The organism is Aeromonas sp. Y318-1 (assembly GCF_027706125.1).
GTDB classification, from domain to species: Bacteria; Pseudomonadota; Gammaproteobacteria; order Enterobacterales; family Aeromonadaceae; genus Aeromonas; species Aeromonas hydrophila.
Window position 1 is genome coordinate 1 of the sequence record NZ_JAPDCM010000007.1, and the last position, 14325, is coordinate 14325.

The following is a 14325-nucleotide window of genomic DNA, read 5'->3' on the forward strand; positions in this document are numbered from 1 at the left end:
ATGTTATTCACGCTGGCCAACCTGTTTCGGGCGGACCAAATGATACGTCAGTGGGAGAGATCTCACTAAAAACTGGGAATAACGCCTTAAATGGCGAAGAAACGGTCTAAATAGGCTGATTCAAGGCATTTACGGGAGAAAAAACGGCTCAAACATGAAGAAATGAAATGACTGAGTCAGTCGAGAAGAATTTCCCCGCTTATTCGCACCTTCCCTAGGTAAATAAAGCCTTACAAATAAAGTGATGTCCATAATGCTGAAAGCTCTAATTATCACCTGACACCGGCCTCAAACTGGTGTCTTGTTTACGCTACTTTAGTGCGTACTTCCTTCGGTATCAATTTCAGACCCTTTTTGAACATGCTGTAGGGAATTTGTTCTTCCATCATCCTACCTTGATGTAGTCGCAGGGTGTTGTAGTGCTTCAGGTAACTATCCAGGTCTGCCTGTACCTGCTCCACCGACTCATACCAAGTTGTCCGCCTTTGATGCGGAAGTATTCATCTAGTAAAGTGCGGTGCAGCCGTTCGATAAACCCGTTGCTCTGCGGCTTGCACACCTTGGTTGTCCGGTGCTCAATCCCCTCCAGTTGCAGGCACAGCTCGTAGGGATGATGGTCAGGGCGCCCACACGAAGAAGGTATCGACCGCCACCAACTCCCCGGTGTAGTAGACCTCAATCTGGCGCGCGAAACTCGGTGCTGAAGCGTTCTAGCAGGCGAATTTGCTCATCATTGAGCTCAATCGTCTGCTCCCGATGGGTTTTCTCGAGACGCAGCAAGCGGTCGTGTTTGGAGAGCGAGTCGTGACGTTGCCACACGCCACGCACAACGCCCGCACAGACGTTGATGCCTGCAGGGCCAGTTTTTGCGCGACCTGCAGCGGGCGATGGGTCGGCATGGTGAGCGAGTAATTGAGGATGACCTGTTCAATCTCGGGAACGACCAGGTTGGGATAAGCCCCTTTGCAGCCAGGCTGTTTGTCGAGCAAGCCCTCGGCGCCATAGGTCTGATCAGCGGATCGAGTAGAACTGCTGGCGGCTGTAGCCGATGAGGTTCTAGGCTTTGCTGACGTTATTGAGCTCTTTGGCGAGTTCTTGCAGGCTGAGTTTACGAAGTACTCCTTTCTCGTTGCCGGTCTACAGCGACTCCAAATAACACCGTGTGGATACCGGTTTGAAGCCGTATGACCACCCCTTTTGTGGACAACTGTCAGGTGAATACCATCTTCATACAAATTATGGTTTTCCATTCACTAAACAGGCCCAGTTCGTCTCAGAGTGAAAAAATAGGGCGAACCAAGTGGTTCGCCCCGTGCTGGTCGGCACCGACGGTACACCGTTGAGTTCCTCCTGCCCGCGCTAGCTGGCCGGCCTCTCCTCTTTGGGCTCTTGCCAACCACCACCTATGGCCTTGTAGAGCGCCACTTGGTTGGTCACCTGGGCCAGACGGGTGCTGATCAGGCCCTGCTTGGCACTGAACAACGAACGCTGGGCATCGAGTCGGGTCAGGTAACTGTCCACACCTTGCTCATAACGGAACTCCGCCAGCTTGAAATAGGTCTGGTTGGCTTCGACCAGAGCCTGCTGTGCCTGCAACTGCTGCTGATAGTCCGCCTGGGCACCGAGGGTATCCGCAACCTCCTTGAAGGCGGTCTGGATGCTCTTCTCGTAGCTCGCCACCGCCTGCCGGGTACTCACTTCAGCCACATCAAGATCGGCGATACGTTTCCCACCGTCGAAGATGGGCAGGTTGATCTGGGGGATAAACGACCAGGTGCCGGTTCCTCCGTCAAACAGGCCGCTCAGCTGGTTGCTGGCCGTCCCCGCCGTCGCGGTGAGCGAGATGGAGGGGAAGAAGGCGGCGCGCGCCGCGCCTATATTGGCATTGGCCGCCTTCAGACTGTGCTCGGCAGCCAGAATATCCGGGCGCTGTTGCAGCAAGCTCGAAGGCGCGCCCACCGGGATCGCCGCCAATTTTACCTCGGCCAGGGTCACCGGCTGGCTGTCCAGCACAGGAACCTGGGTGCCAAGGAGCAGTGCCAGACCATTGCGATCCTGCTTCACCTGGCGTTGGTACTGGGCCAGGCTGACCCGGGCGCTTTCCAGTGCGGTACGCCCCTGGGCAAGCTCCATCTCTGAGGCCGCGCCCAGGCGGTACTTGTGCTCGGTCAGGCCATAACTTTCCTGCTCGGTCAACAGGGTCGCCTCGCTCAGCGCCAGCAACTCCTGATCCGCCAGCAAGGTGAGATAGGCATTGGCCACCGACGCTATCAGTGCAATCTGGGTGCTGCGCCGGGTCTCAATCTCGGCAAGGTAGGTCTCCAGAGCCTGATCTTTGAGGCTCTGGATCCGGCCAAACAGGTCCAGCTCATAGGCGGTGATGCCGAGATTGGCATCGTACTGGCTGCTGATAGTCCCCTGCCCCGTGCTGCTGAGATCGTCGGATCCCTGCTGGCGGGTGCCCGAGCCGTTCGCTGCCAGGGTCGGCAGTTGTGCCGCCCGCTGAATACGGTACCTGGCTTCATACGCCTCGATGTTGAGAGCCGCGATCCGCAGATCGCGGTTATTCTCCAGTGCGGTGTCGATGAGCCTTTGCAGCGTCGGGTCGAGAAACTGTTGCTGCCAGGGGGAGACGGCCGCCTCCCCTGCTGTCTGATTGCTCTGCCAGGAGGCGCCTTGGGGCAATTCGGGTCTTTGATAGTCAGGGGCCATGGAACAGGCCCCCAGCAGCAGTGTCACGCCCAAGGCGACCAGCGTCTTAGTCATGATGGGTCTCCTTGGCAAGCGCAGCCTGCTCTTCCTGTGAATTATGCTTGGTGAAGTGGCGAGTCACCAGCACGAAGAACAGCGGCACGAAGAAGATGGCGAGCACGGTCGCACTGATCATCCCCCCCATCACGCCGGTCCCGATGGCGTTACGGCTGCTGGCACCGGCACCCGAGCTGATCACCAGCGGCAGTACACCCAGGATAAAGGCGAGGGAGGTCATCAGGATGGGACGCAGACGCAGACGCGCAGCCTCAACCACTGCTTCACCCAAGCCCATTCCCTTGTCGTACAGCTCCTTGGCAAACTCGACGATAAGTATCGCGTTCTTGGCCGACAGCCCTATGGTGGTGAGCAAGCCCACCTGGAAGTAGACGTCGTTCTCCAGCCCGCGCAGGGTGGCGGCCACAATGGCCCCCAACACCCCGAGCGGCACCACCAGCATCACCGAGAACGGAATGCTCCAGCTCTCGTAGAGGGCGGCCAGACAGAGGAACACCACCAGCAGGGAGATGGCGTACAGGGCCGGCGCCTGAGAACCTGCCTGCCGCTCCTGATAGGAGAGACCGGTCCACTCGATGCCGATGCCTTCCGGCAGCTGCTTCACCATCTGCTCGATGGCGGCCATGGCGTCACCGGTACTCTTGCCCGGCGCCGCTTCCCCGACGATCTCCATCGCCGGTACGCCGTTGTAACGCTCCAGCCGTGGCGAGCCGAAGCTCCAGTCGGTGCTGGCAAAGGCGGAGAAGGGCACCATCTGACCGGCGCTGTTGCGCACGTACCAGAGCTTGAGATCTTCCGGGTTCATCCGGAAGGGGGCATCCGCCTGCAGGTAAACCTTCTTGACCCGGCCTCTGTCGACAAAGTCGTTCACATAGGCAGAGCCCCAGGCACTGGAGAGCGTGCTGTTGATGTCGCTGATGGAGAGCCCCTGCGCCAACGCCTTCTCGTAGTCGATCTTGATGTCGAGCTGGGGGGTGTCTTCCATCCCGTTCGGGCGCACCCGCACCAGGTTGGGATCCTGCGCCGCCATGCCAAGCAACTGGTTGCGTGCCGCCATCAGCTTGTCGTGGCCCACGCCGGCCCGATCCTGCAGGAAGAAGTCAAAACCGGTCGCCGTCCCCAGCTCCGGGATCGGAGGCAGGTTGAAGGCGAACACCTGGGCTTCCTTGATGCTGAACAGGTAGCCCATGGCACGGCCAATGATGGCATTGGCGCTGCGATCCGGTGTGTTGCGCTCCTTCCAGTCTTTCAGCTTGATGAACGCCATGCCGCTGTTCTGACCGCTACCGGCGAAGCTGAAACCCGCCACCGTCAGCACGGAGTCGACATTGTCCTTCTCGTTTTTCATGAAGTAGTCGCGCATGTCGGCCAGCACCACCTCGGTGCGCTGCTTGGTCGCCCCGACCGGCAGCTGCACCATGGACATGATGACCCCCTGATCCTCTTCCGGCAGGAAGGAGGTGGGCATGCGCATGAACAGGATGGCCAGTACCGCCAGCATGGCGGCGTAGATGATGCCGTAGCGCACACCTTGCTTGACCACCTTGCGCACGCCGCTCTGGTAGCGGTTGGCGCTGGCGTCGAAGGCCCGGTTGAACCAGCCGAAGAAACCGCGCTTGGCACCGAACTCGCCATGCTTGATGGGCTTGAGCAGGGTGGCGCACAGGGCCGGGGTCAGGATCAACGCCACCAGCACCGACAGCACCATGGCCGAGACGATGGTGAGGGAGAACTGACGATAGATGGCACCGGTCGAGCCGCCGAAGAAGGCCATCGGCACGAACACCGCCGAGAGCACCAGGGCGATCCCCACCAGGGCGCCGGTGATCTGGGTCATCGATTTGCGGGTCGCCTCGAGTGGAGAGAGATCCTCCTCGCTCATCAGGCGCTCCACGTTCTCCACCACCACGATGGCGTCATCCACCAACAGGCCGATGGCCAGCACCAGACCGAACATGGTCAGGGTGTTGATGGAGAAGCCGAACGCCGACATGACCCCGAAGGTCCCCAGCAGCACCACGGGCACCGCAATGGTCGGGATCAGGGTGGCGCGGAAGTTCTGCAGGAACAGATACATCACGCAGAACACCAGGAAGATCGCCTCCACCAGGGTCTGTACCACCTCCTCGATGGAGATCTTCACGAACGGCGTGGTGTCGTACGGGTAGACGATCGCCATGTTGGCCGGGAAGTAGGTGGAGAGCTCATTCAGCTTGCCACGTACCTTCTCGGCGGTATCCAGCGCGTTGGCACCGGTCGCCAGCTTGATGGCCACCGCCGCGGTCGACTGACCGTTGTAGAGCGCCTCGGCATCGTAGCTTTCGCCGGCCAGTTCGACCCGGGCTACGTCTTTGAGACGCACTTTGGAGCCGTCCTGGTTCACCCGCAGCAGGATGTCGTTGAACTCCTCCACGGTGGAGAGCCGGGTCTGCCCCATGATGGTGGCGGTGAACTGCTGATCGGTCACCGCCGGGGTGCCCCCCAGCTTGCCGAAGGCCACCTGGGTATTTTGCGCCTTGATGGCGGCCTGCACGTCACCCGGGGTCATCTGCACCCGGTTGAGCTTGTTGGGATCGAGCCAGACCCGCATGGAGTACTGGCTGCCGAACAGGGTGATGTCCCCTACCCCGTCCAGACGACTGAGCGGCTCCTTGATGTTGGCCACCACGTAGTCGGCCAGGTCATCGTTGCTCATGGCGCCATCTTTGGAGATAAAGGCGGCCACCATCAGGAAGCTGCTGGAGGTCTTCTGGACCCGGATCCCCTGCTGTTGCACCTCTTGCGGCAACAGCGACATGGCTTGCTGCAGCTTGTTCTGCACCTGCACCTGGGCGATGTCGGGGTCGGTCCCCGGCTGGAAGGTGAGGGTGACCGATACCCGCCCGGAGGAGTCCGACTGGGAGGACATGTAGAGCAGGTGATCCAGCCCGGTCATGTTCTGCTCGATGATCTGGGTCACCGAGTCTTCCACCGTCTTGGCGGAAGCCCCCGGGTAGCTGGCGGAAATGCCCACCGCCGGCGGCGCAATGCTCGGGTACTGGGCGACCGGCAGCTTGATGATGGCCAGGCTCCCCGCCAGCATGATCACCAGGGCGATCACCCAGGCGAAAATTGGTCTGTCTATGAAAAATCGTGCCATGAGGCGACTACTCCATCCTACTTGTTGGCCGGGGCATTGGCCGGCGCATGGGCAGACTGCGCAGCGGCACTCTGTTCAGCAGGTGCCACGACGACCCCGGGTTTTACCTTTTGCAGGCCGGCGACGATCACCCGTTCGCCCGCCTTGAGACCGGATTCCACCACCCAGTCACTGCCGACGATGCGGCCCAGCTGCACTTCACGCAGCTCCACCTTGTTGTCCGCCGTCACTACCATCACGGTGGCGCCGCCTTTCGGGGTACGGGTCACCGCGGTCTGCGGCACCAGCAGCCCTTCGGCGCGCTCGCCCTCCTGCAGGGTGGCACGCATGAACATGCCCGGCAGCAGCAGCTGATGAGGGTTGGGGACAATCACCCGCAGGGTCACCATGCCGGTGGTCTCATCCACGGTCACGTCGGAGAACTGCAGCGAGCCCTCTTCGCCGTAGGTGGAGCCATCTTCCAGCTGGAAGCTCACCCGGGCACCTTTCTGCTCGTCCTGGGTCAGCTTGCCGGCCGCCACCTGGCGCTTGAGGCGCAGCAGATCGGCGGTGGACTGGCGCACGTCCACATACATGGGATCGAGCTGCTGGATGGAGGTGAGGCTGTCAGCCTGCTGGGCCGTCACCAGTGCACCCTCGGTCACCGCGGACTTGCCGATGCGGCCGCTGATGGGCGCCGTGATGCGGGTGTAGGCCAGGTTGATGTTGGCGGTCTGCAGCGCCGCCTTGGCGGCACCGATTTCGGCCAGCTGCTGCTTCCAGGCCGCATCGGCGTCGTCATACTCCTGGCTGCTGATGGCCTTCACCTTCACCAGCTCGGCATAGCGCTTGGCCTTGAGGCGGGCGCTCTGCTCGTTGGCCTGCGCCTTGGCCAGGTTGGCCTTGGCACTGGCCACCGCGGCCTGATAAACGGCGGGGTCGATCTGGTACAGCAGCTGGCCGGCCTTGACGTCGCTGCCCTCGGTAAAGAGACGCTTGAGAATGATGCCGCTCACCTGGGGGCGTACCTCGGCGACCCGCAGCGGGGCGCTGCGACCGGTCAGCTCGGTGGTGAGCTGCAGCGGCGCCGTGTGCAGGGTGACGACATCCACCGCGGCCGGCGGCATCACACCGGGCCCCTGCTGGGCACTGCCCTGTTCGCCGCAAGCGGTCAGCAGACCGCTCGCCAGCAGCGCAAGGCCGACTGAACGTGCGAGAATATGTTTATGCATGGAGAACCTGAGCCTCTGTCTATCAATGAATAACCACAGGGTTTATAGGACCCGGTTGGTAAAATCGGAAAGATGAGGCAATATACATACATTCATAAATGTATGTAAGTGACTTTTTTTACTTTTACAAGGTGCACGCAGAGATGGCCAGAAGAACCAAAGAAGAGGCACAGCAGACCCGCTGCCACATCATGAGTACGGCCCTGGATCTGTTCTGCTCACACGGCCTGGCCAAGACCAGCCTGACCGACATCGCCAGGGCTGCCGAGCTGACCCGGGGCGCCATTTACTGGCATTTCAAGAACAAGGAAGAGCTGTTCGTCTCCCTCTGGGAGGAGCTGTGCCAACCCCTCTCCCACCAGCTCGATGCTTGCGTCTCCGAGCTGGAGCCCGACCCCCTCGGCAAGCTGCGCACCTTCCTCAAGGAGGTGCTGGTCAAAATCTGCACCAACCCGGCCCATCAGCAGATGTTCACCATCATGTTCAACCTGGAGTCGCTGGAGGGGGAAGCCATCTCCTTGCGCGAGCACATGCGCAGCCAGTCCAGCAACTTCTTCCGGGATCTCGAGATCACTCTGGGCAATTCGGTACGCCTCGGCCAACTGCCGCAGGGGCTGGACCTGCAGCGAGCCGCTACCCTGCTGCACTGCACCCTGGACGGCTACATCATCAACTGGCTGCACTTTCCGGAGCGCATCGATCTGCGCCAGGAGGCCGACTTCCTGCTGGACAGCCTGTTCGCCCTGATCGCCCTGCCAACCGGCCCGGCCGCTCGTCGCCCCTGAGCCAGCAAGGCCGAACACTGGCGGCCTTGGCCCGGTGCAGACAACCCTCACTCCCTTCCATCTCCTCCTATTATCCCTTTGGCGCCCCGGCGCCAAATTGGTTCAAGTTTGCTATAGTCACGCCCCCGAAATTGAGTTGCGCCCCCCGAACCAAGGTGCCCGCCATGTCCCGTTCGTCTCCCTCTTGCCCTCCAGCATCTGCTACCACGCTCTCAGCCGACCCATGGTCAGCGGCGCGCCAATCGTTTCTGGAGCAGCTCCCCCCCGGCGCCCACCTGCTGGAGGCGGGCTGCGGCGAAGGCGATGATCTCTGCTTCTTTCGCCAGCAGGGTCTGGTGGTGACGGCCTTCGATGCCCGTCTGGCACAGGCCAGGATCGCCTCGCGGCGCAGCGGCCAGCCGGTGCGGGTCTGCCGCATCGAGCAGTTGCATAGCGTGGTGCCCTATGACGGCATCTGGGCGCGTGGAGCCTTGCCGGCGATCGCGCCAGACGAACTCAGCGACGCGCTGGCCCATCTGGCCGGCCTGCTCAAGCCCGCCGGGCCGCTCTACTGCGCCTTTCCTCACCCCAGTGGCCAGCTCGCTGCCACCGGCAGCACTCCTGGTGCTCCCGCAGCCCAAGCGCTCCTCTCCCAAACCCAGCTCGATGAGGATGGCCTGCGCCAGCTCATCGCCCCGCTGCCGCTGCAACTGCAGCAGTGTTGGGAGAGCGAGCAGGCGGATGGCCGCTGGCTGCACGCCCTGCTGATCCGCGCCTGAAGGGCCGCGCCAAATTAATCACCCACCGCACCTCGCGCTCACCTCGCCAGTGACTATCACCACCATGATCACATTTAACAATATTTAACTCGACATTAACGCACACACGACAGACATGATGCGGATTTTGTGTTAAAAAGCGGCATTAAAATCAAAATTAAATAACAAATCAGACACTAACACCTGGATTTACTTATGAAACTTGTCCTCAAACTGGTTGCCGGCATCCTCGCCGGTCTCTTGCTCGGTCTCTACGCCCCGGAATGGGTCGCACGCGTGCTGTTTACGGCCAAGACAGTCATAGGTCAGCTGATCACCTTCACCATTCCGCTCATCATCCTGTTTTTCATCATGAGCGGCATCGCCAGCCTGCCGAAGAACTCCGGCAAGCTGCTGGGCAAGACGGTCGCCCTCTCCTACTGCTCCACCATACTGGCGGGCCTGTTCGCCTTTACCGTGGCCAGCAACCTGATCCCACGCCTGACCACCGCCGCCGAGCCCACCGCCGAGAGCGCCATCAAGCTCGCCTCCTACATCAACCTGGAGATCCCGCCGCTGTTCGGGGTGATGTCGGCGCTGGCCGCCGCCTTCGTGTTCGGCATCGGCATCAGCGCCACCCAGGCCACCGATCTGCGCCGGGTCGCCGATCAGGGTCGTGACATCATCGACCGCCTGCTGGCCAAGGTGATCATCCCGCTGCTGCCGTTCTACATCGCCGGCGTCTTCGTCGAGATGACGGTGGAAGGCACCGTATTCGCCACCCTGAAGACCTTCGGCGTGGTGCTGGTGATGGCCATCGTGATGCACTGGCTCTGGCTCTCCGTGCTGTTCGTCGGCACCGGTCTGGCCCTGGGCCGCTCCCCGGCCCAGCTCATCAAGAACATGCTGCCGGCCTACTTCACCGCCCTCGGCACCATGTCCAGCGCCGCCACCATCCCGGTCGCCCTGCAGGCCAGCAAGAACAACGGCGTGAGCGACGGCATCGCCAACTTCACCGTGCCGCTGTGCGCCACCATTCACCTGTGTGGCTCCACCATCACGCTGGTGACCTGCGCCACCGCGGTGATGTTCCTCTCCGAGCATCTGGCCATTCCGGGCATAGACACCATGCTGCCCTTCATCATGATGCTGGGTGTCATCATGATCGCCGCGCCGGGTGCCCCGGGTGGCGGCGTCATGTCCGCGCTGGGTCTGCTCACCTCCATGCTGGGGTTCGGTGAGGCCTCCATCGCCCTGATGATCGCCCTCTACCTGGCCCAGGACAGCTTCGGCACCGCCTGCAACGTCACCGGCGACGGCGTGATTGCCCTGTGGGCCGACCGTTTCGCCCAGAGCGGCGAGCCAGCGCTCAGCGCCGAGCAAGATGCGGCCTGATAGAGCAAGCAGATAAAAAAACGGGAGCCATCGGCTCCCGTTTTTTGTTGGCGCTCAGCGCTGCTCAACCGCGACGGCGGATCACCCCTTCCTGCGCCGTGCTCGCCACCAGCACCCCATCGCGGGTGAAGAACTGGCCGCGCACCAGGCCACGACCGGCGCTGGCGCTCGGGCTGTCCACCACGTAGAGCAGCCAGTCGTCCAGCCGGAAGTCCCGATGGAACCACATGGAGTGATCGATGGTGGCCACCTGCATGTCCGGCTCCCAGTACGACACGCCGTGGGGCTGCAGGGCGGTGAACAGGAAGTGGAAGTCAGAGGCATAGGCCAGCAGGTACTTGTGCACCCGCTGATCGTCCGGCATCTGGCCATTGGCCTTGAACCAGACGTGGCGCAGCGGCTCGTGCACGTCGGGGCGGATCGGGTCGACCAGGGTCACCGGGCGAATTTCGATGGGCTTCTCGCACATGATCTTGTCGCGCAGGGCGGGCGGGATCTGCTGCTCGTAGGGGCGCACCAGCTCCAGCTCGCTCTTGAGCTGCTCGGGCGGCGTGATCCCCGCCGGCATGGCGATCTGGTGTTCAAAGCCGTCCGCCTCGACCTGGAAGGAGGCGTTGAGATAGAAGATGGGCTTGCCGCCCTGAATGGCCTTGACCCGGCGGGTGGAGACGGTCTGGCCGTCGCGGATGTTCTCCACGTCGTAGACGATGGGACGGTTGGCATCGCCGGGGCGCAGAAAGTAGGAGTGGAAGCTGTGCACCTGGCGATCGCTTGCCACCGTCTGCTTGGCGGCTGACAAGGCCTGCCCCATTACCTGTCCGCCAAACACGGCCCGCAGACCGAGATCCTGGCTCTGGCCCCGAAACAGGCCCTCCTCGATTTTTTCGAGCGCCAGCAACGCCAGCAGCTCATCAAGTACCTTGCTCATTATTATCTCCTGTGTCAGTGCGGGAAGGCTAACAAGCCCGCCCGTGCCGAGCAACCATCCCCGCCCCTGCCAGTCGCCTGCCCGGCCCCATTAATTCAGCATTACGCTCGCTCGAACAATAACAAACTCAAAAGGCGCCAACGAAAAGGCCCGCCGAAGAGGCGGGCCTGTTGCAGTGCGGCCTTGCGGCCACGCAGCGCTTACTTGCTGCCGGTACCCGAGTTGCGGGTGGAGGAGGTCGGCTTGCGACGAGCCGTAGTGGCACGGGCGCGCGGCTCCTTGCCCTGCATCTCCTTGTGGCGCTTGACGGCGCGACGGATCTGGGCGGCCTGCTTGTGACGACTGGTTTTGCCATCCTGCTGCAGATCGACCTTGGACTCGGTCTCGTTGGGCAAGTTGACCAGGCCACGCAGGTAGTTCACCTCGGGCAGTTTCAGCTCCTGCCAGCCACCACGCGGGATGCCGCGATCCAGCTGCACGTCGCCGTAGCGGATGCGCATCAGGCGGCTCACCTGCACTTCCTGGGATTCCCACAGGCGGCGCACTTCACGGTTGCGACCCTCGGTCAGGGTGACGTTGAACCACTGGTTCAGACCCTCGCCGCCGGCCGGCTTGATCTTGTTGAACTTGGCCATGCCGTCTTCCAGCTGCACGCCCTTGCGCAGGCGCTGCAGCATGGCTTCGGTGATCTCGCCAAAGACCCGCACCGCGTATTCCCGCTCCACTTCGTGGCTCGGGTGCATCAGCCGGTTGGCCAGTTCACCGTCGGTGGTGAACAGCAAGAGACCTGAGGTGTTGACGTCGAGACGGCCGACCGCGATCCAGCGGGCCCCTTCCATCTTGGGCAGACGATCAAACACGGTGGGACGACCTTCCGGATCGTGACGGGTACACATCTCCCCTTCCGGCTTGTGGTAAGCCAGCACGCGGCAGATCACTTCCTCTGCGGCACGGGTCTTGATCTGGTGACCATCCACCCGGATCACGGCGTTCACTTCGACGCGATCCCCCAGTGTGGCGACCTTGCCATCCACACTGACCCGACCTGCGGTGATCAGGGCCTCCATCTCACGACGGGAGCCGTGACCCGCGCGGGCCAACACTTTTTGCAGTTTTTCACTCATCGGGGTTACCTGATTGTTGATCGCTGCCCGCAGCTGCCAATGTCAGCGTGGACAACGAGGGTTGCAGTTCGGGATCAAGCTCGGGGAGCTGCTCCAGACTCTGCAGATTAAAATAATCCAGAAATTCTCGGGTGGTGGCGAGCAGCTCCGGGCGGCCCACCACCTCCTTGTGACCGATGCTGCGCACCCAGCCACGTTCTTTCAGGGTATTCACTATCTGGCTCGAGACCGCCACCCCGCGGATGGCTTCGATCTCGGCCCGGGTGATGGGCTGACGATAGGCGATCAGCGTCAGCGTCTCCATCACGGCGCGCGAATAACGGGGGGCCCGCTCGCTCCAGAGCCTGGAGAGCTCCTCGGCGTACTCCTGACGGGCCTGAAAGCGCCAGCCGGAGGCGACCTCCTTGAGCTCCACCCCCCGTTCGCTGTAATCCTGTCTGAGCTCCGCCAGCAACAGCTGGACGTAGCGGCTGGTGACCGGGTAGTCCGCCAGTACGCTGCTCTTGAGCTCGCTGACGTTGAGCGGGCGTCCGGCGACGAACAGTGCCGCCTCGATCAGCGTCTTGAGTCGTTCAGCCGGCAGCGCCATGGTCCGCTCCTCGCAACATCGGCCTCTTCAACCGTTCAGTGGGCAGCGCCACGCTCGCTCTCCTCATGCTGGCCGGCCAGGGCAAAGTGGATCGGCCCCAGCGGTTCCGCCTGCAGGATCCAGATCAGCTGCTCCTTGCAGAGCTCCAGCAAGGCCAGAAACGTCACCAACACCCCCATGCGCCCCTCTTCGGCGCGCAGCACCCGATCCAGGCGCAGGGTCTGGCCCAGCGAGAGCATGGCAAGGATCTCCGCCATGCGCACCCGGGTCGGGATCTGCTCACGGCGGATCTGGTGATGTTCAAAATGAGTCGCGCGTTTTACCACACTTTGCATGTAAAGGGCGAGCTCAACCAGCGAAACATCGGGCGTCAATGGTTTGAGATCGCCAAAATCCGGCGGCAGGGCGGTGGCGATGAAGATCTCCCGCTCCAGCCGCGGCAACTCGTTGACCCGCTCCGCCCCCACCTTGTAGCGCTCGTACTCCTGCAGCCGGCGGATGAGGGTGACGCGGGGGTCTTCCCCCTCCTCCTCATCTTCCAGCTCAGGCGCCTTGGGCAGCAGCAGACGGGATTTTATCTCCGCCAGCCAGGCCGCCATCAGCAGGTATTCGGCCGCCAGCTCCAGATTGAGGCCCTGCATCAGCTCCACGTACTCCATGTACTGGGCGGTGATCTGCAGGATCGGCAGGTTGAGGATGTCGAGCTGCTGGCGCCGGATGAGGTAGAGCAACAGATCAAGCGGCCCCTCGAAGGTATCGAGAAACACCTCCAGCGCATCGGGCGGGATGAACAAATCCTGGGGCAGCTCGTGATAGGGCTGCCCCAGCACCCGGGCGATGGGAGACGGGACGGCCTGGGGGAGAATGGCTTCCCCCGCCGGGTTCGTCCCCCTCTCGCCCGCCATGGGCGTGGTCGTCACCGGCACAGGATCGGCAGTATCACTCAAACGGAGTCAGGTCCCCGGCACCACGCCGGCGCAGCACAGGCTCGTCGTCGGAGAAGTCCACCACGGTAGTGGGCTGCTCGCCCAGATAACCGCCGTTGACCACCAGATCCAGCTGTTTGCCCAGCTTGTCGAAGATCTCCTCCGGGTCGAACTCCGCCATGTCAGATTCCGGCAGGATCAGGGTGGTGGAGAGCAGCGGCTCGCCGAGCGCTTCCAGCAGCGCCTGGGCAATCTTGTTGTCCGGCACCCGGATGCCGATGGTCTTCTTCTTCTCGTTCATCAGGCGGCGCGGCACCTCCTTGGTGGCCTTGAAGATGAAGGTGTAGGGGCCGGGTGTGTTGTTCTTGATCAGGCGAAACGCCGTGTTGTCCACCTTGGCATAGGTGGAGATCTCGGAGAGATCGCGGCACACCAGGGTGAAGTCGTGGTTGGGATCGATGCGGCGGATGCGGCAGATGCGCTCCAGCGCGCCCTTGTCGCCCATCTGGCAACCCAGCGCATAGCCCGAGTCGGTGGGATAGACGATGACGCCGCCGTTCTGAATGATCTGTACCGCCTGGCTGATCAGACGGGCCTGGGGGTTTTCCGGATGTACGTAAAAGTGCTGACTCATGACTCGTTCTCGCAATGGGGGCGGCAATGCCTGCCCGCTTGATGGTCGTGGAGCCAGGCTCCACGACACTATCTTAATCTGTTTGACG

General features: G+C 62.1%; 11 protein-coding genes and 1 pseudogene. 3 read left to right on the top strand and 9 right to left on the bottom strand.

The window, feature by feature from the left end; all coding sequences use genetic code 11:
• Nucleotides 1-305: 305 nt before the first annotated feature.
• The 4 genes and pseudogenes from OKB87_RS11665 to OKB87_RS11680 form a co-directional block, all read right to left on the bottom strand.
• Nucleotides 306-1101, bottom strand: a pseudogene (locus OKB87_RS11665) (integrase core domain-containing protein).
• A 258-nt stretch (nucleotides 1102-1359) separates the two neighbouring features.
• A complete protein-coding gene (locus tag OKB87_RS11670; RefSeq protein WP_270827521.1) occupies nucleotides 1360-2766 on the bottom strand; it encodes an efflux transporter outer membrane subunit in 1407 nt (468 codons plus the stop codon).
• Complete coding sequence (locus OKB87_RS11675; RefSeq protein ID WP_270827522.1) at nucleotides 2759-5908, bottom strand: efflux RND transporter permease subunit; 3150 nt, start codon at nucleotides 5906-5908, stop codon at nucleotides 2759-2761. The genes OKB87_RS11670 and OKB87_RS11675 overlap by 8 nt, the downstream gene beginning before the upstream one ends.
• Nucleotides 5909-5925: 17 nt before the next feature.
• On the bottom strand, nucleotides 5926-7119 hold the full coding sequence (locus tag OKB87_RS11680; RefSeq protein ID WP_077097869.1) for an efflux RND transporter periplasmic adaptor subunit: 1194 nt from the start codon (nucleotides 7117-7119) through the stop codon (nucleotides 5926-5928).
• Nucleotides 7120-7262: 143 nt separating this feature from the next.
• On the opposite strand from OKB87_RS11680, the gene OKB87_RS11685 reads away from it, so the two are divergent.
• The 3 genes from OKB87_RS11685 to OKB87_RS11695 all read left to right on the top strand — a co-directional run bounded on the left by OKB87_RS11685 (nucleotide 7263) and on the right by OKB87_RS11695 (nucleotide 10036).
• On the top strand, nucleotides 7263-7904 hold the full coding sequence (locus tag OKB87_RS11685; protein WP_077097873.1) for a TetR family transcriptional regulator: 642 nt from the start codon (nucleotides 7263-7265) through the stop codon (nucleotides 7902-7904).
• Nucleotides 7905-8068: 164 nt separating this feature from the next.
• Nucleotides 8069-8662, top strand: a complete 594-nt coding sequence (locus OKB87_RS11690) for a class I SAM-dependent methyltransferase (protein WP_077097871.1) — start codon at nucleotides 8069-8071, stop codon at nucleotides 8660-8662.
• A gap of 195 nt (nucleotides 8663-8857) precedes the next feature.
• The gene (locus OKB87_RS11695; protein WP_011706715.1) at nucleotides 8858-10036 is read left to right on the top strand and encodes a dicarboxylate/amino acid:cation symporter; all 1179 of its coding nucleotides are present in this window, start codon (nucleotides 8858-8860) and stop codon (nucleotides 10034-10036) included.
• Nucleotides 10037-10100: 64 nt separating this feature from the next.
• Here OKB87_RS11695 and tesB read toward each other — a convergent pair whose 3' ends face one another.
• From tesB to OKB87_RS11720, 5 genes are all read right to left on the bottom strand, one after another.
• Nucleotides 10101-10964 carry an acyl-CoA thioesterase II gene (gene tesB / locus OKB87_RS11700; RefSeq protein ID WP_016351376.1) on the bottom strand — a complete coding sequence of 288 codons (864 nt, stop codon included), beginning with the start codon at nucleotides 10962-10964 and terminating at the stop codon, nucleotides 10101-10103.
• A gap of 200 nt (nucleotides 10965-11164) precedes the next feature.
• Entirely contained in the window at nucleotides 11165-12088 is a 924-nt protein-coding gene (gene rluB / locus OKB87_RS11705; protein WP_011706718.1) for a 23S rRNA pseudouridine(2605) synthase RluB, read from the bottom strand.
• Complete coding sequence (scpB, locus tag OKB87_RS11710; RefSeq protein WP_011706719.1) at nucleotides 12081-12677, bottom strand: SMC-Scp complex subunit ScpB; 597 nt, start codon at nucleotides 12675-12677, stop codon at nucleotides 12081-12083. The genes rluB and scpB overlap by 8 nt, the downstream gene beginning before the upstream one ends.
• 35 nt (nucleotides 12678-12712) lie before the next feature.
• Complete coding sequence (locus OKB87_RS11715) at nucleotides 12713-13624, bottom strand: segregation and condensation protein A (RefSeq protein WP_429076708.1); 912 nt, start codon at nucleotides 13622-13624, stop codon at nucleotides 12713-12715.
• Nucleotides 13617-14237: an L-threonylcarbamoyladenylate synthase gene (locus tag OKB87_RS11720; protein WP_270827523.1), complete on the bottom strand. Its 621-nt coding sequence runs from the start codon at nucleotides 14235-14237 to the stop codon at nucleotides 13617-13619. The genes OKB87_RS11715 and OKB87_RS11720 overlap by 8 nt, the downstream gene beginning before the upstream one ends.
• Between the last annotated feature and the right edge of the window lie 88 nt (nucleotides 14238-14325).